The organism is Streptomyces sp. NBC_01244 (assembly GCF_035987325.1).
GTDB lineage: Bacteria > Actinomycetota > Actinomycetes > Streptomycetales > Streptomycetaceae > Streptomyces.
This window is the reverse complement of the sequence record NZ_CP108488.1, coordinates 7983209-8002279: the sequence shown is the minus strand read 5'-3', so window position 1 is coordinate 8002279 and position 19071 is coordinate 7983209. Positions and strand designations below refer to the sequence as shown.

The window sequence follows — 19071 nt, the reverse complement described above, 5'->3', positions numbered from 1 at the left end:
CTCCTCCCTCAGTAGGGATCACGCACACCCTGCGTCTTGACTGAATTTTCAGTCAGTGACAGAGTTCTGGCCGTGGCCGCTCCCGGCCCGCACCCCCACTCGATCCGGAGGCCCCTCGATGCCCGACTCCCCCGACGACAGCCGCTCCCTCCTCGGCCGGTTCTTCGGCTCCGCCCCCTCCCGCCGGATCGTCCTGGGGGCCGCCGGACTCGGAGCGGCGGGAGTCGCGCTCGGGACCGCGGCTGCCGCGGTCCCGGGGGCGGTCCGGGCGCCGAGCGCGGGAGTACAGCGCTGGCGGGTGGACATCGATGACGTTCCGCACGCCCGCACCTGGATGTCCTGGCCCTCGCGCTCATCCATCTGGGGCGGCCGCGCACTGACCGGAGTCCAGGAGGACATCGCGCTGATCGCGAAGACGATCGCGCGCTACGAGCCCGTCGTCATGTGCGCCCCGGACGCGTACACGGCCGCCACCGCCCGCTCCTGGTGCGGCCCGGCCGTGACCGTGACCACCGCCATCGGCACCGACGACCTCTGGATGCGCGACATCGCGCCGGTCTTCCGCCGGGACGGCCGCGGTGGCCTCGACGCGATCGGCCTGAACTTCAACGGCTGGGGCAACAAGCAGGCCCACTCCTACGACGCCCACGTCGCGGAGAGCGTCGCCTATGAGGCCCATCTCCCCTTCGGCAAGACGGATTTCGTCGGCGAGGGCGGGTCGATCGAGACCGACGGCGACGGGACCGTGATGGCCACGGAGAGCAGCCTCGTCAACAAGAACCGCAACCGGGGCTGGAGCCGGGCCGAGGTCGAGGACGCCGTGCTCCACGCCTACGGGGCCGACAAGATGATCTGGGTGCCCGGCATCAAGGGCAAGGACATCACCGACGACCACATCGACGTGACCTCGCGCTTCATCCGTCCCGGCGTGGTCATGGTCCAGGTGCCACCGGCGAGCCGGGACGACATCTGGGCGCGCGATGCCCGTGAGCAGTTCTCGATCCTCTCCGCGGCCACGGACGCCCGGGGCCGGCGACTGACCGTCATCAAGGTCGACGGGCCCGACACCACGCGCTCGAAGAACCCCGAGTTCGTCGACTCGTACATGAACTTCCACGTGGTCAACGGGGCTGTCATCACCGCCCAGTTCGGGGACTCCGCGAAGGACGCGGCGGCGAAGCGTGCCCTGGCGGCCGCCTTCCCCGGCCGGACCGTGGTGCAGCTCGACGTCGACCGGCTGATGGCCGGGGGCGGCGGCATCCACTGCTCCACGATGGCCGAACCGCGCCCCTAAGGCCTGTCGTCACACTCCCGTCTGCCTCGGGCGACGACGGAAGTGTGACGACCGGCCCCAGCCCCCGCCGGTGCCGGGACCCGGCAGGACCGGCAGGACCGGCAGGACCGGCACCCGCAGTACACCGGGGCGGCCCACCCTTCCCTTCACAGATGAGGCCGTATGCGACTGACACCGACCGAGCGGGACCGGCTGCTGATCTTCACGGCTGCGGAACTGGCCCGCGCCCGCCGCGCGCGCGGCGTGAAGCTCAACGTCCCCGAGGCCACCGCGCTGATCACCGACACGGTGTGCGAGGCGGCACGGGACGGCCGCAGGCTGGCCGAGGCGATCACGGCGGGCCGCCACGTGCTCAGTGCCGAAGAGGTGCTGCCCGGGGTCCCCGACGTGGTCACCTCGATCCAGGTCGAGGCCGTTTTCGACGACGGTACGAGGCTCTGCGTCATCGACGACCCCTTCCGGCAGGAGGGTTCGCTCGGGGCCGATGCCCCCGGCGCCGGTCTGCCCGGTGACGGAGAGGGTTACGGGCCCGCCGCGCCGACGGTGCGGCTGGCCGTGCGGAACACGTCGAGCGTGCCCATCAGCGTCACCTCGCACTTCCACTTCTTCGAGTCGAACCCGCGCCTCGCCTTCGACCGCGCCGCCGCCTACGGCACCCGGCTCGCCGTACCGGCGGGCTCCTCGGTCCGCTTCGACGTCGGAGCCACCGTCATGGTGGAGCTGCTGCCCATCGGCGGGGCGCGCGTCGCCATCGGTTTCGCCGGTCTCGTCGACGGCCCCCTGGACGCGCCCGGCGCGCGCGAGGCCGCCCTGGCCAAGGCCCGGGCCACGGGATACCTCACCTCGTACCAGGACAGCGCGACTTCGCACAAAGAACAGGCACAAGGACAGGAGCAGGCATGAGCGGCAGCGTCTTCGACTCCGCGGGCTGCCACGGCCGCCCGGGCGCCGCCCCGGCGGACAGCACCGACCCGCACGACTACATGGCCGTCCACGGCCCCCGGGCGGGCGACCGGATCCGGCTCGGCGACTCCGGGCTCATCGTCCGCGTCGAGTCCGACTCGCAGAAGCCCGGGGACGAGTTCCTGGCCGGCTTCGGCAAGACGGCCCGCGACGGGCTGCACCTGAAGGCCGCCGCCGTCCGCGACACCTGCGACATCGTCATCAGCAACGCCCTGGTCATCGACGCCGTCCTCGGCATCCGCAAGACCAGCATCGGCATCCGCGAAGGCCGCATCCACGCCATAGGCAGGGCCGGCAACCCCGACACCCTCGACGGGGTCGAGGTCGTGGTCGGCACGGGGACGACCATCGTCTCCGGCGAGGGCATGATCGTCACGGCAGGCGCCGTCGACACCCACGTCCACCTGCTCTCCCCCCGGATCATGGAGGCGTCCCTGGCGTCCGGGGTCACCACGATCATCGGCCAGGAGTTCGGCCCGGTGTGGGCGGTCGGGGTCAACTCGCCCTGGGCGCTGAAGCACGCCTTCAACGCCTTCGACGCCTGGCCCGTCAACATCGGCTTCCTGGCCCGCGGTTCCTCCTCGGACCCGGCCCCGCTGATCGAGGCCCTGGCCGAAGGCGGGGCCTCCGGGTTCAAGGTCCACGAGGACATGGGCGCGCACACCCGCGCCCTGGACACCGCCCTGCGCGTCGCGGAGGAGCACGACGTACAAGTCGCCCTGCACACCGACGGATTGAACGAGTGCCTCTCCGTCGAGGACACCCTGCGGGTGCTGGACGGCCGGACCATCCACGCCTTCCACATCGAGGGCTGCGGCGGCGGCCACGTCCCCAACGTCCTGAAGATGGCCGGCGTGGAGAACGTCATCGGCTCCTCCACGAACCCGACCCTGCCCTTCGGCCGGGACGCGCTGGGCGAACACTTCGGCATGATCGTCTCGGCTCACGACCTGAAGGTCGACCTGCCCGGCGACGCCGCCATGGCCCGCGACCGGATCCGCGCCGGGACGATGGGGGCCGAGGACCTCCTGCACGACCTCGGGGTCATCGGGATCACCTCCTCCGACGCCCAGGGAATGGGCCGCGCGGGCGAGACCGTACGCCGCACCTTCGCCATGGCCGGGAAGATGAAGGCCGAGCTCGGCCCGCTGGACGGCGAGGGCTCCTACGGCACGGCGGAGAGCGGCGACGACAACGAGCGCGTGCTGCGCTACATGGCCAAGCTGACCATCAACCCGGCCATCGCCCACGGCCTCGCGCACGAGGTCGGCTCCATCGAGGTCGGCAAGCTCGCGGACCTCGTGATGTGGTGGCCGGAGTACTTCGGCGCCAAGCCCCAACTGGTCCTGAAGGGCGGCTTCCCCGCGTACGGGGTCACCGGCGACCCCAACGCGTCGACCGACCGCTGCGAACCCCTGGTACTCGGGCCGCAGTTCGGCGCGTACGGGGCCACCGCGGCCGATATCTCAGTGGCGTTCGTCGCGGAAGCGGCCGTCCAGAACGGCGACATGATGCCCACCCGGCGCCGCCGGGTGGCGGTCCGCGGGACCCGGGGCATCGGGCCGAAGCACATGCTCCGCAACAGCCGTACCGGCAGCGTCGACGTGCATCCCGGCACGGGCCTGGTGTCCCTCGACGGGGAGCCGCTGGTCTCGGAGCCGGCCGACTCCATCTCGCTCGGCCGGCTGTACTTCCTCTGAGCCGTGTCCGCCGGGGCGTCCGGGCGGAAGTCGAGCATGCAGAACACCTTGTCTTGACTTCCGATCCCCTCCCTAAAGGGAGAGGATTCCTACCACGGTCGGCTGACCGTCTCGGTGGGTTCCTGCTTCTTCGCGCTGTGCCGGGACAGGTCCCGGTCTTACCCGCGCTCGACAGGCTGATACCGCAAGTCCTGCGGCCTTGGCGACGTTGACCGCCGCATTGATGTCCCGGTCCAGCCACGCGCTGCACGCTTGGCACTGCCAGATGCGGACGTTGAGGGGCTTGGGGCCGTCCTTGACGCCGCACTGCGAGCACACCTGCGAGGTCGGCTCGAAGCGCCCGATGCGTACGAAGGTACGCCCGTACCGGGCGGCCTTGTACTCCAGCATCGTCACGAACGCCGACCACCCGGCGTCGTGGACGGACTTGGCCATGCGCGTGCGGGCGATTCCCTTGACCGCCAGGTCTTCCACTGCGACCGCTTGGTTTTCGCGGATCAGCTTCGTGGAGAGCTGGTGGTGGAACTCGCGCCGCGCGTCGGCGGCCTGCGCGTGAACGCGGGCGACCTTGATACGGGCCTTCGTCCGGTTGTTGGAGCCCTTCAGCTTGCGGGACAGACGGCGCTGTTCCCGCTTCAGCTTCTTCTCCGCCCGACGCAGAAAGCGCGGGCTGTCGATCTTCGTGCCGTCCGAAAGGGTCGCGAAGTGCGTCAGCCCCAGGTCGATTCCGACCTGTCCGGCCGACTCGGGCAGAGTCTCATCCGCGCCGGTCTCGACCACGAACGAGCAGAAGTACCGCCCGGCGGCATCCTTGATCACCGTCACCGTGGACGGGTTGGACGGCAGCGTGCGGGACCACTTCACCCGGACATCGCCGATCTTCGGCAACGACAGGTCACCGCCGGTCGTGATCTTCCAGCGGGCGTTCGCGGTGAACCGCATGGCGTGTCGGTTGTCCTTGCGGGACTTGAACCGGGGCGCACCCATCTTGGGGCGCTTGCCCTTGAGGCCGTCGAAGAAGTTGCGGTATGCGGTGTCGAGGTCCCGAAGGGATTGCTGGAGCACGACGGCGGACACCTCCCCGAGCCAGGCCCGCGCCTCGGTCTTCTTCGCCTCGGTGATCAGAAGCTTCGACAGGTCCCCGGCCTTCGGGAACGGTGCACCCTCGGAGCGGGCGGTCTCACGAGCGCGAAGTGCATCGTTGTAGACCACCCGCGAGCACCCGAACGCCCTGGCCAGCGCCGAGCGCTGCGGACCGTTCGGGTACATCCGGAAGGAGTACCTGAGCTGCATGAAAACGACCGTACTACGGCCGGTTTATGGCTGAATATCAGAACATCCGTACTGGTCGCCACTGCACATTCGTCCTCCACACCCACTTGGTCCCACGACCGGAGCCCCTGGGGCCGCCTGCCCATGACCGGAGCCCCTGCGGCCTCCGACCCGCGACCGGCGGCTTCAGGCGGACAGTTCCCCGTCGATCGCGTCGGCGAGGAGCCGGCGTGCGTGGTCCAGGGGCAGCGAGCCGCTCAGCCAGCGGACGCTGAGGCCTTCGAGGAGGGCCGTCAGGCGTTCGGCGGCGGCCGCGTGCTCGGGGGCCGTGCCGGTGGGGCGGGCCTGGGCGAGGAGGTAGGAGATCTCGTGGACCCAGCTGTGCGTGGCCTTGGCCACGTCCTCGCGCAGGTCGGGATCGAACACGGCGCTGGCCCTCAGCTCGCCCCAGGCGGTGCTGTTCTCCCGCACCTCGGGGGTTTCCTGGAGTTCGAGGAGCAGGGTCCGCTTCAGCTCGTCCGGGGGGCTCTCCGGATCGTCCGAGCCGTCCTCGCGTTCGGCGGTGTAGCGATCGGCGCGGTCACTGATGAACTCCAGCGTGCGGCGCAGGATCCCGGCGCGGTCGGTGAAGTGGTAGTAGATCAGCGAGGTGGACACGCCTGCTTCGGCGGCCAGCTCCCCCACGCGGAGTCCGCGCACGCCGCGCCGCGCGATCACTCGCGTGGCTGCTCTGAGTATTTCCGTTCGACGGTCTGACACGAGGGGTCACTCTACCCGTCGAGTCCGTCACCTGGGGCTTTTCCTGACCGTAACATCAGGCGCCCGTTTCCGGCATTAACTCCGTGATCATGCCGATTCAGGCGCCCCTCAGACCTTCTCCACACCCCGTCCGATACGCGGTGTGACCGATTCCGCATCAGCTTGGCCAGAACCATTGACTGAATTTTCAGTTCGGTGGAGGATGCGGGCACCCCTTACGAACACTGACTGAATTTTCAAACAGGAGTAGATCATGACGAGTTTCCGCATGCCGGCCGAGTGGACGGACCACGAGGGCTGTCTGATGGCGTGGCCGACCCGGCAGGAGCTGTGGGGCGACGTCTTCGACGAGGTGAAGGTCGAGTACGCCCACGTTGCCAACGCGATCGCCGCCTTCGAGCCGGTCACCATGGTCACCCTGCCCGGCAGCGGCGACGAGGCCCGTGCCCTGTGCGGTGAGGGGGTCGAGGTCATCGAGCTCCCGCTGGACGACTCCTGGTTCCGGGATTCCGGGCCGATCTTCGTGCTCGGTGAGGACGGCCGGCGGGCGGGCGTGGACTTCCGCTTCAACGCCTGGGGCGGCAAGCACTTCCCTTACGACACCGACGACAAGATCGCCGCGGCCCTGCTGGCGCACCTGGGCGTGGACCGCGTCGACTCCCCGATGATCCTCGAAGGCGGCGCGATCACGGTCGACGGCGAAGGCACGCTGATCACCACCGAGCAGTGCCTGCTGCACCCGAACCGCAACCCGGACATGACCAAGCAGGAGATCGAGGCCGAGCTGATCGCCCGCCTCGGTGTCACCAAGGTGATCTGGCTGCCGTACGGCGGCCTGCTGGACACCGAGACCGACGGGCACGTCGACGGCGTCTGCGCCTTCGTCGCCCCCGCCACCGTCGTCGTCCAGCTCCCGAGCGACCCGGCCCACCCCGACTACGAGCGCATGCGCGTCAACCGCGCCGTCCTGGAAGGGTCCACCGACGCAGCCGGCCGCCCCTTCACGATCATCGACCTGCCGCAGAGCAACCTCGTCGAGGTCGACGGCAAGGAGACCGAGGTCGGCTACCTGAACTTCTACATCGCCAACGGCGGAGTCGTCGTCCCGGTCGCCGGCACCTCCGAGGACGAGGGCGCGCTCGCCGTCATCGCGGCCGCCCTGCCCGGCCGCAAGGTCGTCGGAGTCCGCTCGCGCGTGATCGCGTACGGCGGTGGCGGCGTGCACTGCATCACCCAGCAGATCCCCGCGGCCGACCGCACCGCCTGACCGGCTCGCCCCCTTCGCCGTGCCCGGGCCGGCGGCCCGTTCCCGAGCCCCGAGCCTCCCTCCTCGCCCCGCTCGCCGCCTGCCCGTACCTCCCCGCCCCGCATGGAAGAGAGAGCACCGATGCCCAGATCCCTTCCCTGGTCCAGAGCCGCCAGGTCCTCCGGTCACGCCCCGGACGGCGACGGCTCCACCGGTCGCCCGTCCGCCGTCCGCCCCGCCGCCGTCCGCCCCGCCGCCGCCCGCCGGTACGCACTGCCCGTCGCCGCACTGGCCGCCATCGGCCTGGTCGCCGCCTGTTCCGGCCCGCCCAAGGGGGACGGGAGCCAGAAGGGCGCGTCCTTCAAGCTGTCCGCCGGCACCCCCGCCGCCGCGGGTGAGCTCGACTCGTTCACCTGGGCCGTGTACGCGGAACCGCCGACGCTGGACTACATCTCGGCCTTCGACTACCCGGCGAACACGATCCTGTCGAACGTCTGCGAAAGCCTGATGCGGTGGACCCCGCAGCTCACGACGGCTCCGGGGCTTGCCGAGAAGGCCACCAACCCCAATGACCTGACCTGGGTCTACGACCTGCGCGCGGGCGTGCGCTTCCACGACGGCGGCACGATGACCGCCGACGACGTGGTCCACAGCCTGGGCCGTCAGATGGACCCGCAGAACGGGGCCGCCTGGAACAGCAACTTCTCCAACGTCGAGGCGATCACCAAGACCGGCCCGCTCCAGGTGACGGTCAAGCTGAAGCAGCCCGACTCGCAGTTCCCCCAGTACATGGCGACCGCGGCCGGCGCCGTGTCCTCCAAGGCCGGGGTGGAGAAGGCGGGCGAGGACTACGGCACCACCGGCAGCCTGGACTGCACCGGCCCCTTCAAGCTCGGCACCTGGAACAAGGGCCAGTCGATCGAGCTCCAGCGCTTCGACGGCTACTGGGGCGCCAAGGCCAAGTCCGCGAAGGCCGTCTTCACCTTCCTCACCGACCCCAACGCCCGGACGAACGCCCTGCTGAGCGGCGAGGCCGACGGCGGCTACCTGATCCCCACCGAGAGCTACGACCGGCTGCGCGCGAGCGGCGCCGGCACGCTCTACTTCGGCGAGGGCCTCAGCACCGTCAACGTCAACGTCACGAGCATGAAGGGCGCGCTCGGCGACGTCCGCGTCCGCCGGGCCCTGTCCCTGGCCTTGGACCGCCGCGGCTTCGTCAAGGCGGGCCTGGGCGGCGCGGGCACGGTCACCAGCTCGCTCACGACCAAGGCGGTCTGGGCCGGCGCCCCCGCCGCGGTCCGCGCGTCCGCCTTCGACAACCTGCCCTCCCCCGAGCAGAACATCGAGGCGGCCAAGCGGATGGTCGAGGAGGCCGGCGCCACCGGCAAGACGCTGACCATGGCCACCAGCTCGATCGGCCAGGACGTCTCGGTGCTGGCCACCGCGGTCCAGGACGCCGGCACCAGGATCGGCCTGAAGATCGAGCTGAAGACCATCGCCCCGAACGCGTTCACCGCGCTGTTCACCGACCCCGCGGCGCGCGAGGGCATCGACATGTTCCCGGAGACGTACTACGACTCCATCACCGACCCGATGGACCTGCTGAGCAACTTCCAGACCGGGGCCTACCAGAACTACGCCGGCTACAGCGACGAGTCCTACGACGCGCTGACCGACAAGGCCCGCTCCGCGTACGACCCGGCCAAGCGCTTCTCGGCGGCCGCCGAACTCCAGAGGAAGGCCTCCGACCAGGTCCTGTGGATCCCGGTCGCCGAGTGGCCGACCGCGGTCTTCCTGAACAAGCGGATCACCGGCGCCCCGACCACCATCTCCTACCTCTACTCCCCGTGGGCCGCCGGCGTCGGGGCGGCCGCGCGATGACTTTCCTGCGCTTCGCCGTACGGCGGCTGGCCGAGATGGCCGCCACCCTGCTCGGCGCCTCTTTCGTGATCTTCGGCGCTCTGTACCTGGCTCCGGGCAACCCGGCGAGCTTCCTCCTGGGCGGCCGCTCGGCCTCCCCGGAGGCACTGCAGGCGATCAACGAGCACTACCACCTGGACGACCCCTTCGCGGTGCGCTACCTGAACTGGCTCGGCCAGGTGCTGCAAGGGGACTTCGGCCGCTCGATCACGTACCGCACCGACGTGTCGCGGCTCCTCGCGGACCGGCTGCCCAACACCCTGATGCTGATCTCGATGGCGCTCGTACTGGTCCTCGTGTTCGGGCTGCTCCTGGGCTGGATCGGCGCCGTCCGCGGCGGGGCCGCCGACTCCGCGATCCTGGTGACGACCACCGTCGCCATCGGCACCCCCTCGTTCGTCGCGGCGGTCCTGCTACAGGGCCTGTTCGCGGTCAAGCTGGGCTGGTTCCCCACCGGCGGGGCCGGCGACGGGTTCGGGCAGATGCTGTGGCACCTGACCCTGCCCGCCATCGCCCTGGCGCTCTACCTGATCGGCATGCTCGCCCGGGTCACCCGGGCCGCGATGCTCGAAGTCCTCGGCCAGGAGCACGTCACGGTCGCCCGCAGCCGGGGCGTGTCCGCGAGCCAGGTCATCCGGCGGCACGTCTTCCGCAACGCACTGGGCACCGTGCTCACCACCGGCGGGCTCATCGTCTCCACACTGCTGGTCTGCACCATCCTGGTGGAGTCGGCGTTCAGTGTGGGCGGCATCGGCCAGCTCCTCGAACTGTCCACCACCACCAAGGACTTCCCCACCGTGCAGGCCATCTCCCTCATCATGGTCGCGCTGTTCATGACGGTGAACCTCGTCGTCGACCTGCTGCATCCGCTGGTCGATCCCCGGGTCACCCTCAGCCCCGCGAAGAAGGCCTCGTGAGCTCCGTCCTGGTGCGCCGGCCGGGCCTCGCCCGGCTCCGGACCTCCCGCGCCCCCCTCTCCCTGTTCTGTACGGGCTTCGTCGCCCTCGTCGTCCTCGTCGCGGTGTTCGCCCCCTGGATCGCGCCCTACGATCCCAACGCCGTCGACCTGGGGAACGCCCTCGCGGGCCCTTCGGCCGATCACCTCCTGGGCGTCGACGCCTCCGGGCGCGACACTTTCTCCCGGCTGGTCCTGGGCGCCCGCACCTCGCTCCTCGGCCCGCTCGGCGTGGTCACCTTCTCCACCGTGGCCGGCGTGGCGATCGGCACCGCCGCCGCCTGGCGGGGCGGCTGGCTGGACTCGGTGCTCTCCCGCAGCACCGAGCTGGTCTTCACCTTCCCCGGCATGCTGCTGGCGATCCTGATCGTGTCGGTCTACGGCGAGGGCCTGCTCGCCCCCGTCATCGCCCTGGCGATCGCCTACCTGCCCTACGTCAGCCGGCTGACCCGTTCCCTCGTCCTGGCCGAGCGCGCCCGCCCCTACGTGGAGGCGTACCGGGTGCAAGGACACTCGGGGACGCAGATCTGCCTGCGCCACGTGGTCCCCGCCGTCATGCCCGTCGTCCTCGCGCAGTCCGCGATCAACTTCGGCTACGCCCTGATCGACCTGGCCGGCCTCGCCTTCCTCGGGCTGGGCGTACCGGCCCTGACCCCCGACTGGGGCCGCATGGTCTTCGACGGCAACGCCGCCATCCAGGCCGGCTACCCGCTCGCGTCGATCGTGCCGTGTGCGGCCATCGTGCTGACTGTGGTCGCCTTCAACGTCGTCGGCGAGGCCTGGGCCGACAAGGTCGCAAGGAGAGCCCGATGACCGCGCTGAACACCCTTGAGATCGAGGGCCTGCGGCTGCACCTGCCGGGCACCGTACGGCCCGTCCTCGACGGCGTCGGGCTCACCGTCGGCCCCCGGGAGACCGTGGCCCTGGTCGGCGAGTCCGGTTCGGGCAAGAGCCTGACCTCGCGCAGCGTGCTGCGGCTGCTCCCCGAGGGGGCCCGGACGGAGGGCGAGGTCCGGGTGGCCGGAGACGACGTACTCACCATGTCTCCGGGACGGTTGAAGGTGCTGCGCACCAGCACGGCGGCCATGATCTTCCAGGACCCCCGGGCGGCGGTCAATCCGATGCGCCGCGTCGGAGACTTCCTCACCGAGAGCCTGCGGCTGAACGCCGGGGCGACCAAGGCGGTCGCCGAGGACCGGGCCGTGGCGATGCTGGAGGCCGTCGGCCTCACGGCGGGCGCCCTGCGCAAGTACCCCGGGCAGATGTCCGGGGGCATGCTGCAACGGGTCGTGATCGCCGCGGCGCTGATGGGCGATCCGGCCCTGATCCTCGCCGACGAACCCACCACGGCACTGGACGTCACCACGCAGGCCGAGGTGATCGGTCTCCTCGGCGATCTGCGCGAACGCTTCGGAACGGGGCTGCTGTTCGTCACGCACGACCTCGGCCTCGCCGCCGCGATCAGCGACCGGGTGTACGTGATGTACGCGGGCCGGATCGTGGAAACGGGCCCGGCCGCCGAGCTGTTCGACCGGCCCCGCCACCCGTACACGGCGGCCCTGCTGAACTCCACCCCGCGCCTGGACGCGCCCCGCGGGCGGCTCGCCGCGATCGAGGGCCGGCCGCCGAGCCTGCGGGAGGAACTGAGCGGATGCCCCTTCGCCGCGCGCTGCGCGCTCGCGACCGACGTGTGCACGCGTGAGGCGCCGGCCTTGCTCCCGGTCGCCGGGCAGCCGCACCGGCTCGCCTCCTGCCACCACGGCGAGCTGATCGCCGAGCAGGAGCAGGAGCGGGACCGGGAGCCGGAACGGGCGGGGACGGAACGGAAGGAACTCCACCCATGAGAAACCCCACTGGCACGAGCGCCGACACCGCAGCGGGCACGACCGGCACGACCGGCACGAGGAAGACCGTCCTGGAGGCCCTGGGCCTGCACCGGACCTACGGGAGCGTCCGGGCCGTGGACGACGTGTCGTTCCGGCTGGCCGAGGGCGGCTCCCTGGGCATCGTCGGCGAGTCCGGTTCGGGCAAGACGACCACGGCCCGCATCGTCGTGGGCCTGGAATACGCGGACGAGGGCCGGGTGCTGATCCACGGCCGCGACCGGGGCGAGCACGCGCGCGGCAAGGCGCGCCGCCTCGCACGGGCCCGTGAGGTCCAGATGGTCTTCCAGGACCCCTTCCTGTCCCTGGACCCGCGCACCACCGTGGGCGCGGCCCTGCGGGAGACCCTCGCCCTGCACTTTCCCGGCACCGACCACACGCGCCGGATCACCGAACTGCTCGACCAGGTCGGCCTCGGCTCCCGCGAGGCGGACGCGCTGCCCCGGCAGCTGTCGGGAGGACAGCGCCAGCGCGTCGCGATCGCCCGCGCGCTGGCGGTCGAGCCGGCCGTCCTCGTCCTCGACGAGGCGGTGGCCGCCCTGGACGTCTCGGTGCAGGCGCAGATCCTGAACCTGCTCTTCGACATCCGCGAACAGACCGGCATCGGCTACCTCTTCATCACCCATGACCTCGGAGTCGTGCGCTGCGTGACCGATGACGTGATCGTCATGCGGAGCGGCCGGATCGTCGAGTCGGGCCCGACGGCGCGGGTACTCGCCGACCCCCAACACCCCTACACGCGCCTGCTCCTGGAATCCGTACCCCGTCCGGGGTGGGACCCGAGGAGCATCGCCGCCGCGCGTCGCGCCCTGTGAGGGGGCCGTGGGCGCGGCGGCGCCCACGGCCCATCGGTTCACCACTGCACGCATTCGCGCATGACTGATCGGAGATCAGAGATGAACGAGCACGTCGTACGGCCGCTGGACAGACGGGGTTTCCTGGCGGCGGCGGGCCTCACCGCCGCCGGAGCCGCCCTGGCATCGGTCGGCGGGCAGGCCTTCGCGGCCGTCCGCCCGGCGGCCGCGGCCGCCGGGGGCTTCGTCGTACCGTGTGAGACCGTCCGGCACACCCGGACCTGGATGGCGTGGCCGGACAGCTCCGCCATCTGGGGCAACAAGCTCTCGGGTGTCCAGGCGAACATAGGGCTCATCGCGAAGACCATCGCGAAGTACGAGCCGGTCGTGATGTGCGCCAACCCCGCGAGCGTCTCGAAGGCCAAGAGCGCCTGCGGGTCGGCGGTGACCGTCATCAGCACAATCCCCGTCGACGACTGCTGGTTCCGTGACAGCGGCCCGGTGTTCCGTACCAACGGGGCGGGCGGCCTGGACGCGATCGGCACCAACTTCAACGGCTGGGGCAACAAGCAGACCCACGCCAGGGACACCCTGGTGGCCGGCCGCGTCGCGGCCTATGCCGGGGTCGCGTTCAGCACCACCGGGTTCGTCGGCGAGGGCGGCTCGGTGGAGACGGACGGCGCCGGCACGCTCATGGCGACGCGCAGTTCCCTCATCAACTCCAACCGCAACCCCAACATGAGCCAGGCGCAGCTGGAAGCGGCCATGTGCGCCGCCTACGGCGCGTCCAAGGTCATCTGGTTCAAGGGCATCTCCGGCCAGGACATCACCGACGACCACGTCGACGCCACGTCCCGGTTCCTCGAGGACGGCAAGGCCCTGGTGCAGATGCCGCTCGCGAGCGACAACGACATCTGGGCGAAGGACGCGCGCGAGCAGTACCAGATCCTGTCCACCGCCACCGACGCCCAGGGCCGCCCCATCGCGGTCACCAAGCTCCAGGGCCCCGACTACGACAAGATCCGGTCCACGAACCCCGACTTCGTGGGCTCCTACGCCAACTACTACGTGTGCAACGGCGCGGTCATCTCCGCGCAGTTCGGCGACACCAGGGCCGACACCGCGGCCAAGGCCACCCTCCAGCGGCTGTTCCCCGGCCGGGTCGTCGTGCAGCTCAACATCGACAGCCTCGGCGCGGGCGGTGGCGGCATCCACTGCGTGACCCAGCAGCAGCCGGTCGCGTAACCGCTCGCCCACCCGTCCGGTCCCCCGCTGCCCGCGGGGGACCGGATCGGTCTGCGGGGCCGCGGCCCTGCTGCCCTGCTGCCCTATTGCCCCCCACTGGCCTACGGGGCGACGTCGTCCCAGGCCATCGCGCTCATCCGCCAGCCCTCGGGCGTCCGGACGTACTGGGTGGTCTTGTGGCCCGTGCCCTCGAACCACGTTCCGTCGAGGTACCCGGACTTGCGGTACTCGCTGAACCGGTGCGCGACCGAGCCGAAGACCTCGGTCCGCTCGGCGACCTCCCATTCGCGGAACTCCGTCAGCGTCCCGTCGGTGAGGATCTTCTCCCGCGGCTCGATGAAGCCGTCGAGGTCGTAGATCACGGGCTCGGCGCCGACGTTCTTGATGATCATCCCCTGCGGGATGAACACCTCACGGACGGCGCCCAGATCCGGCCGCCCGCCCCCGGCGTTGGTGAACGCCCCGAGGAAGATGCTCATCAACCGGTCCAGCTCGGCCTTGACTTCGGACACGCGTACCCTCCCAAGAGCGAAGATTCCCGGCCGATCTTCGCCTACCCCCGGCACCAGGGCAATGGTCCGGGCGGTCGAGCCCAGGGGCCGTCGCCACCCGGTGGACTCGCGGCCCATGCGGCCGGCCGCGTCCGGCGCGGACCGCCCGGAGGGAGACGCCGCCGGCCTGGACGTCTGCGTGACCGTCACCCACCTGGACGGGCTGGTCCTGGGCCGGTCCGCCTTCCGGCACTCCGTGAACCACCGCTCCGTCGTGGCCCACGGCGTCGCGCACCGGATCGGAGATCCCGAGGAGAAGGGCCGGGCGCTGAGGGCGATCGTGGAGCACGTGGTCCCCGGGCGGTCCTCGGACACCCGCCCGCCGAGCGCGGAGGAACTCGACGACGTCGCCGTCCTGCGCCTCGACCTGAACGAGGTCTCCGCGAAGTCCCGCGTCGGCGGCCCCAACGACGAACCCCGGGACGACGGCCTCCCCCACTGGTCGGGTCAGCTCCCGCTGCTGCGCACCTACGGCACGCCCGTCCCCGCCGAGGACATCACCCCCGGAGTGGAGCTTCCCGGGTACCTGAGGCTCCTGGTCCACCCCGCCGGCCCCGCCACCGACTGAGCGGTCCGGGTACGACGAAAGAGCCGGCCAAAGCGACGTGTTGTCACTTTGACCGGCTCTGTCTGGTCGATCGACCTCTGTGTCCGAGGGGGGACTTGAACCCCCACGCCCGATAAAGGGCACTAGCACCTCAAGCTAGCGCGTCTGCCATTCCGCCACCCGGACTAGGTGGTCGGCCCCGGTTTCCCGCGGCGACATGGACAACAATAGCAAAGGTTCGGCGGGGTTCCGACCAGATATTTCGCCCGGCCCGAGTCCGACGCGCCGCGCTGACCTGCGGGCATGCCCGGGGAGTGGGCCCGCCGGTTGGGCGAGACGCGATGTCTCGCCGCCCTAGGACTCCCGGTTCTCGCGCTCTCCCGCCACCAGGTCTTCCCGGTGCTGCCAGGCGTAGAGGGTGTCCCCGTCCATGGAGCCGAAGTACGTGGCGCAGTGCAGGCCCACCTTGCCCCGGGCGTCCTTCGGGAACCAGTCCGCCTGGAGCTGGATCTCCTTGGCCTCGGACGCGGGGGCCGGGGTGCATCGGGCCGGGGGCTTGGCGCCCGGGAGGGTCGCCTTCAGCAGGCGCTCCCCGCCCGTGGTCTTCATCGAGTACCGGACCGACCGGGCGTCGTCCGGCAGCCAGCGCGGGACGGAAGGACGCTTCGACTTCGCCTCGGCGCCGGTCGCGTACGAGCTCGTCTCCTGGTGCCGGTTCTCGAGCCAGCCGTTCGCCGCCGGCACGGCGATCGCGGTGGCGACCCCGAGGGTGGCGACGACTCCGGCGGTGATCAGGACGACCTTTTTGCGGCTCATGCTGCGTTTTCTCCCGTGGTTCTCCGTTTGCGTCGTTCCATCCTCCGGCGCTCCGGCCGCGGATCCATCAGCCCACCGGGCGGGATCGGCCTACCCCTCAGGTCGCGCGGCAGGGCGCCGGGGGGCTCCCGGATGCTGATACCGGCTGGACACGGGCGGCGGGGTCGCCTTCGTGCTCGGCTACCTGGTCGGCGTGATCACCCACAGCTCGCTGTACAGCCAGGCCCACGGGCGCGGGGTGTTGTGGTTCGCGCTGCCGAACGCGCTGTCCGCACTGTCGGTGACGGCCGCCGGGCTGTTCGACGGGGCGGCGGCCCTCGGGCTGTGGGGGCTGGCGCTGCTGTTCCAGTTCGTCACGCCCGCCATCTCGCGGCGGGCAGCGGCCTCCGGGCCCGACGCGGCCGCGGGGGCGACGGTGGAGGACCAGCTCGGCGGGATCGGCGCCGCGCACTTCGTGGAACGGCACGGGCTGCTGCTGATCATCGTGTTCGGTGAGTCGGTCATCGCGGTCGGCATCGGCGTGGGCTCGCTGCCGCTGACCTTCGGGATCATCGTCGGCGCGTTCCTGACACTGGCCGTCGGGGCCGCGCTGTGGTGGATGTACTTCGTACGCGACGAGGGGCGCGCCGAGCACGTCTTCGCCGACTGTCCCCCGGACCGGCGTTTCAAGCTGGCGCTGCGCGCGTACTACTACTGCTTCATCCCGATGCTGCTGGGCATCGCGGCCTTCTCGGCGGGCGTGAAGAAGAGCATCGGGCACCTGGGCGAGCAGCTGCCGGCCGGGCCCGCCCTCGCGCTCGCGGGCGGGGTCGCCTGCTATCTGGCCGGGGACGTCGCCTTCCGGCTGGTGCTGGGGATCCGGCCGGTACGGTTCCGCGCGCTCGCGGTGGTGCCCGTACTGGCCACGGCCGCGGCGGGCACGCGGATCGGCGCGGCCTGGCAGCTGACCGCGCTGGTCCTGGTGCTCGTGGGCGCGCTGGCGGCGGAATCCCGCGCCACCGGCCCGGACACGGGCCCGACCGGGGCCGGGCCCACGGACGAACCCGCGGGCGAACCCGGGGCCGAACCTGCGACGGGGACCGCCGCGGGCTCCGGCCCGGGCGTCACGGGCAGCTGATGACCTGGCCCGCGTAGGAGAGGTTTCCGCCGAAGCCGAAGAGGAGGACGGGCGCCCCGGAGGGGATCTCGCCGCGCTCGACCAGCTTGGACAGGGCCATCGGGATGGAGGCGGCCGAGGTGTTGCCGGAGTCGACCACATCGCGGGCGACGACGGCGTTGACGGCGCCGATCTTCGCGGCGAGCGGCTCGATGATCCGCAGGTTCGCCTGGTGGAGGACGACCGCGGCCAGGTCCTCGGGGGTGATACCGGCCTTCTCGCAGACCTTGCGGGCGAGCGGCGGGAGCTGGCTGGTGGTCCAGCGGTAGACGGACTGGCCCTCCTGGGCGAAGACCGGCGGCGAGCCCTCGATGCGGACCGCGTTGCCCATCGAGGGGACGGAGCCCCACAGGACCGGGCCGATGCCGGGCTCCTCGCAGGCCTCGACCACGGCCGCGCCGGCGCCGTCGCCGGTCAGGACGCAGGTGGTGCGGTCGGTCCAGTCGGTGATCTCGGTCATCTTGTCGGCTCCGATGACCAGTGCCCGGGTGGCGGCGCCGGCCCGGATCGCGTGGTCGGCGGTGGCCAGGGCGTGGGTGAAGCCCGAGCAGACGACGTTGATGTCCATCACGGCGGGGCTGGAGCCCATGCCGAGCTTGGCCGCGACGCGGGCGGCCATGTTCGGGGAACGGTCGATCGCGGTGGAGGTGGCGACGAGGACGAGGTCGATGTCGTCCGGGGTCAGACCGGCGCTCGCGAGTGCCTTGCCTGCGGCCTGGTAGGCCAGCTCGTCGACCGGCTCGTCGGGTCCGGCCATGTGCCGGGTCTTGATCCCGACGCGGGACCGGATCCACTCGTCGTTGGTGTCCACCATGGCGGCGAGGTCCTCGTTGGTGATCACCTTCGAGGGTTGGTAGTGCCCTAGCGCCACCACGCGTGAACCGGTCATGGGCGGGGTCCCCCCTTGTAAGGCAGTCAGGATTTACCAGCTTTGCCTGCTACTGATGGGTACAAGGGCGCGTGACCCGACAGGATTCAGTGCCCGGAATTTGGAGCTTCCCGAGGGTCCTCCAGCCGGGGAAGGTGCCCGGCGCGGATCCTGGAGAATGGATGCTCCCGGCATGGGAAAAGCCGGTCGACGACAGAACGGGTGGACTGATCACATGGGACGGGTCACCGAACGCCGTCGCGTCGTCCGGATCCGGGGCGGCGTGGCAGGGGCCCGGGCGGACACGCTGGTGGCCGAAGAGCCGCTGGAGATACGGCTGAACGGCAAACCGCTGGCCATCACGATGCGCACGCCGGGTGACGATTTCGCGCTGGCCGTGGGTTTCCTGGCCAGCGAGGGAGTGCTCGCCTCGGCCTCGGACGTCCGGGCCGTGACCTACTGCGAGGGCGCCGCCGAGGACGGAACGAACACCTACAACGTGGTGAACGTACAGCTCGCCGCCGGAGTTCCGGTGCCGGACATCACGCTGGAGCGGAACGTCTACACCACCTCCTCGTGCGGCCTGTGCGGGAAGGCCAGCCTGGACGCGGTGCGCACCGCGACCCGGTTCCCGGGGCTCGCGGACGATCCCGTACGGGTGGGCGCGCGGCTCCTCGGGGAGCTGCCGGACCGGCTGCGCGCGGAGCAGAAGGTCTTCGAGCGCACGGGCGCCCTGCACGGCGCCGGGCTGTTCTCGGCGGGGGGCGAGCTGATCGACGTACGGGAGGACGTGGGCCGGCACAACGCGGTGGACAAGATCGTCGGGCGGGCTCTGCAAGCCGGCCGGCTGCCGCTGGCGGGTTCGGTGCTGCTGGTGTCGGGGCGGGCTTCCTTCGAGCTGGCGCAGAAGGCGGTGATGGCGGGCATCCCCGTGCTGGCGGCCGTTTCCGCTCCGTCCTCGCTCGCGGTGGACCTGGCGCTGGAGTCGGGGCTGACGCTGGTCGGGTTCCTGCGGGACGGGGACATGAACATCTACGCGGGCGAGGAACGGATCGACCTGACGGCGTGAGCGGCGGGGGCGGCGCGGCTGCTTCCGCCACCG

The 19071-nt window shown here is 71.0% G+C and carries 17 protein-coding genes, 1 tRNA gene and 1 pseudogene; 13 read left to right on the top strand and 6 right to left on the bottom strand.

Annotated features, from left to right (window positions below; genetic code table 11):
* Nucleotides 1–118 precede the first annotated feature (118 nt).
* The 3 genes from OG247_RS35615 to OG247_RS35605 all read left to right on the top strand — a co-directional run bounded on the left by OG247_RS35615 (nt 119) and on the right by OG247_RS35605 (nt 3957).
* The gene (locus OG247_RS35615; protein ID WP_327256082.1) at nt 119–1294 is read left to right on the top strand and encodes an agmatine deiminase family protein; all 1176 of its coding nucleotides are present in this window, start codon (nt 119–121) and stop codon (nt 1292–1294) included.
* A gap of 162 nt (nt 1295–1456) precedes the next feature.
* Nucleotides 1457–2197, top strand: a complete 741-nt coding sequence (locus OG247_RS35610; protein ID WP_327256081.1) for an urease subunit gamma — start codon at nt 1457–1459, stop codon at nt 2195–2197.
* A gap of 80 nt (nt 2198–2277) precedes the next feature.
* Nucleotides 2278–3957, top strand: a complete 1680-nt coding sequence (locus tag OG247_RS35605) for an urease subunit alpha (protein WP_327257750.1) — start codon at nt 2278–2280, stop codon at nt 3955–3957.
* Nucleotides 3958–4029: 72 nt separating this feature from the next.
* On the opposite strand, the gene OG247_RS35600 is transcribed toward OG247_RS35605, so the two are convergent.
* Nucleotides 4030–5250 (bottom strand): RNA-guided endonuclease InsQ/TnpB family protein, encoded by a 1221-nt coding sequence (locus OG247_RS35600; RefSeq protein ID WP_327256080.1) that lies wholly within the window; start codon nt 5248–5250, stop codon nt 4030–4032.
* A gap of 165 nt (nt 5251–5415) precedes the next feature.
* Entirely contained in the window at nt 5416–5988 is a 573-nt protein-coding gene (locus OG247_RS35595) for a TetR/AcrR family transcriptional regulator (protein ID WP_327256079.1), read from the bottom strand.
* Between the two features lie 253 nt (nt 5989–6241).
* On the opposite strand from OG247_RS35595, the gene OG247_RS35590 reads away from it, so the two are divergent.
* The 7 genes from OG247_RS35590 to OG247_RS35560 all read left to right on the top strand — a co-directional run bounded on the left by OG247_RS35590 (nt 6242) and on the right by OG247_RS35560 (nt 14031).
* The gene (locus tag OG247_RS35590) at nt 6242–7255 is read left to right on the top strand and encodes an agmatine deiminase family protein (RefSeq protein WP_327256078.1); all 1014 of its coding nucleotides are present in this window, start codon (nt 6242–6244) and stop codon (nt 7253–7255) included.
* A 120-nt stretch (nt 7256–7375) separates the two neighbouring features.
* Nucleotides 7376–9115 carry an ABC transporter substrate-binding protein gene (locus OG247_RS35585; RefSeq protein ID WP_327256077.1) on the top strand — a complete coding sequence of 580 codons (1740 nt, stop codon included), beginning with the start codon at nt 7376–7378 and terminating at the stop codon, nt 9113–9115.
* On the top strand, nt 9112–10071 hold the full coding sequence (locus tag OG247_RS35580) for an ABC transporter permease (protein WP_327256076.1): 960 nt from the start codon (nt 9112–9114) through the stop codon (nt 10069–10071). The genes OG247_RS35585 and OG247_RS35580 overlap by 4 nt, the downstream gene beginning before the upstream one ends.
* On the top strand, nt 10068–10922 hold the full coding sequence (locus OG247_RS35575) for an ABC transporter permease (protein ID WP_327256075.1): 855 nt from the start codon (nt 10068–10070) through the stop codon (nt 10920–10922). Before OG247_RS35580 ends, OG247_RS35575 begins: the two co-directional genes overlap by 4 nt.
* Nucleotides 10919–11953, top strand: coding sequence for an ABC transporter ATP-binding protein (locus tag OG247_RS35570; protein WP_327256074.1), 1035 nt, complete (start codon nt 10919–10921; stop codon nt 11951–11953). The genes OG247_RS35575 and OG247_RS35570 overlap by 4 nt, the downstream gene beginning before the upstream one ends.
* Nucleotides 11950–12807 (top strand): ABC transporter ATP-binding protein, encoded by an 858-nt coding sequence (locus tag OG247_RS35565; protein ID WP_327256073.1) that lies wholly within the window; start codon nt 11950–11952, stop codon nt 12805–12807. The genes OG247_RS35570 and OG247_RS35565 overlap by 4 nt, the downstream gene beginning before the upstream one ends.
* A gap of 81 nt (nt 12808–12888) precedes the next feature.
* A complete protein-coding gene (locus tag OG247_RS35560) occupies nt 12889–14031 on the top strand; it encodes an agmatine deiminase family protein (RefSeq protein ID WP_327256072.1) in 1143 nt (380 codons plus the stop codon).
* A 101-nt stretch (nt 14032–14132) separates the two neighbouring features.
* Here the strand turns inward: OG247_RS35560 and OG247_RS35555 are convergent, their stop codons facing one another.
* Nucleotides 14133–14510 carry a DUF4440 domain-containing protein gene (locus OG247_RS35555; RefSeq protein WP_327257749.1) on the bottom strand — a complete coding sequence of 126 codons (378 nt, stop codon included), beginning with the start codon at nt 14508–14510 and terminating at the stop codon, nt 14133–14135.
* 139 nt (nt 14511–14649) lie between these two features.
* Between OG247_RS35555 and OG247_RS35550 the strand changes: the two are divergent.
* Nucleotides 14650–15150 (top strand): annotated as a pseudogene (locus OG247_RS35550) (pyridoxamine 5'-phosphate oxidase family protein); the annotation flags it as partial.
* An 80-nt stretch (nt 15151–15230) separates the two neighbouring features.
* Here OG247_RS35550 and OG247_RS35545 read toward each other — a convergent pair.
* Both OG247_RS35545 and OG247_RS35540 read right to left on the bottom strand, forming a co-directional pair.
* A tRNA-Leu gene (locus OG247_RS35545) sits at nt 15231–15315 on the bottom strand.
* A gap of 168 nt (nt 15316–15483) precedes the next feature.
* Nucleotides 15484–15945: a hypothetical protein gene (locus OG247_RS35540; RefSeq protein WP_327256071.1), complete on the bottom strand. Its 462-nt coding sequence runs from the start codon at nt 15943–15945 to the stop codon at nt 15484–15486.
* Nucleotides 15946–16090: 145 nt separating this feature from the next.
* On the opposite strand from OG247_RS35540, the gene OG247_RS35535 reads away from it, so the two are divergent.
* Nucleotides 16091–17062 (top strand): low temperature requirement protein A, encoded by a 972-nt coding sequence (locus OG247_RS35535; RefSeq protein WP_327257748.1) that lies wholly within the window; start codon nt 16091–16093, stop codon nt 17060–17062.
* On the opposite strand, the gene OG247_RS35530 is transcribed toward OG247_RS35535, so the two are convergent.
* A complete protein-coding gene (locus OG247_RS35530) occupies nt 17049–17990 on the bottom strand; it encodes a beta-ketoacyl-ACP synthase III (RefSeq protein ID WP_327256070.1) in 942 nt (313 codons plus the stop codon). The genes OG247_RS35535 and OG247_RS35530 overlap by 14 nt on opposite strands.
* A gap of 214 nt (nt 17991–18204) precedes the next feature.
* Between OG247_RS35530 and fdhD the strand changes: the two genes are divergently transcribed.
* Complete coding sequence (gene fdhD / locus OG247_RS35525) at nt 18205–19038, top strand: formate dehydrogenase accessory sulfurtransferase FdhD (protein WP_327256069.1); 834 nt, start codon at nt 18205–18207, stop codon at nt 19036–19038.
* Nucleotides 19039–19071 lie beyond the last annotated feature (33 nt).

Bases quoted from the DNA above. Each gene is read 5' to 3' on its own strand.
- OG247_RS35605 (WP_327257750.1), top strand. From the start codon at position 2,278: ATGGCCGTCCACGGCCCCCGGGCGGGCGACCGGATCCGGCTCGGCGAC.
- OG247_RS35610 (WP_327256081.1), top strand. From the start codon at position 1,457: ATGCGACTGACACCGACCGAGCGGGACCGGCTGCTGATCTTCACGGCT.
- OG247_RS35555 (WP_327257749.1), bottom strand. From the start codon at position 14,510: ATGAGCATCTTCCTCGGGGCGTTCACCAACGCCGGGGGCGGGCGGCCG.
- OG247_RS35585 (WP_327256077.1), top strand. From the start codon at position 7,376: ATGCCCAGATCCCTTCCCTGGTCCAGAGCCGCCAGGTCCTCCGGTCAC.
- OG247_RS35615 (WP_327256082.1), top strand. From the start codon at position 119: ATGCCCGACTCCCCCGACGACAGCCGCTCCCTCCTCGGCCGGTTCTTC.
- OG247_RS35590 (WP_327256078.1), top strand. From the start codon at position 6,242: ATGACGAGTTTCCGCATGCCGGCCGAGTGGACGGACCACGAGGGCTGT.
- OG247_RS35600 (WP_327256080.1), bottom strand. From the start codon at position 5,250: ATGCAGCTCAGGTACTCCTTCCGGATGTACCCGAACGGTCCGCAGCGC.
- fdhD (WP_327256069.1), top strand. From the start codon at position 18,205: ATGGGACGGGTCACCGAACGCCGTCGCGTCGTCCGGATCCGGGGCGGC.
- OG247_RS35580 (WP_327256076.1), top strand. From the start codon at position 9,112: ATGACTTTCCTGCGCTTCGCCGTACGGCGGCTGGCCGAGATGGCCGCC.
- OG247_RS35560 (WP_327256072.1), top strand. From the start codon at position 12,889: ATGAACGAGCACGTCGTACGGCCGCTGGACAGACGGGGTTTCCTGGCG.
- OG247_RS35530 (WP_327256070.1), bottom strand. From the start codon at position 17,990: ATGACCGGTTCACGCGTGGTGGCGCTAGGGCACTACCAACCCTCGAAG.
- OG247_RS35570 (WP_327256074.1), top strand. From the start codon at position 10,919: ATGACCGCGCTGAACACCCTTGAGATCGAGGGCCTGCGGCTGCACCTG.
- OG247_RS35540 (WP_327256071.1), bottom strand. From the start codon at position 15,945: ATGAGCCGCAAAAAGGTCGTCCTGATCACCGCCGGAGTCGTCGCCACC.
- OG247_RS35565 (WP_327256073.1), top strand. From the start codon at position 11,950: ATGAGAAACCCCACTGGCACGAGCGCCGACACCGCAGCGGGCACGACC.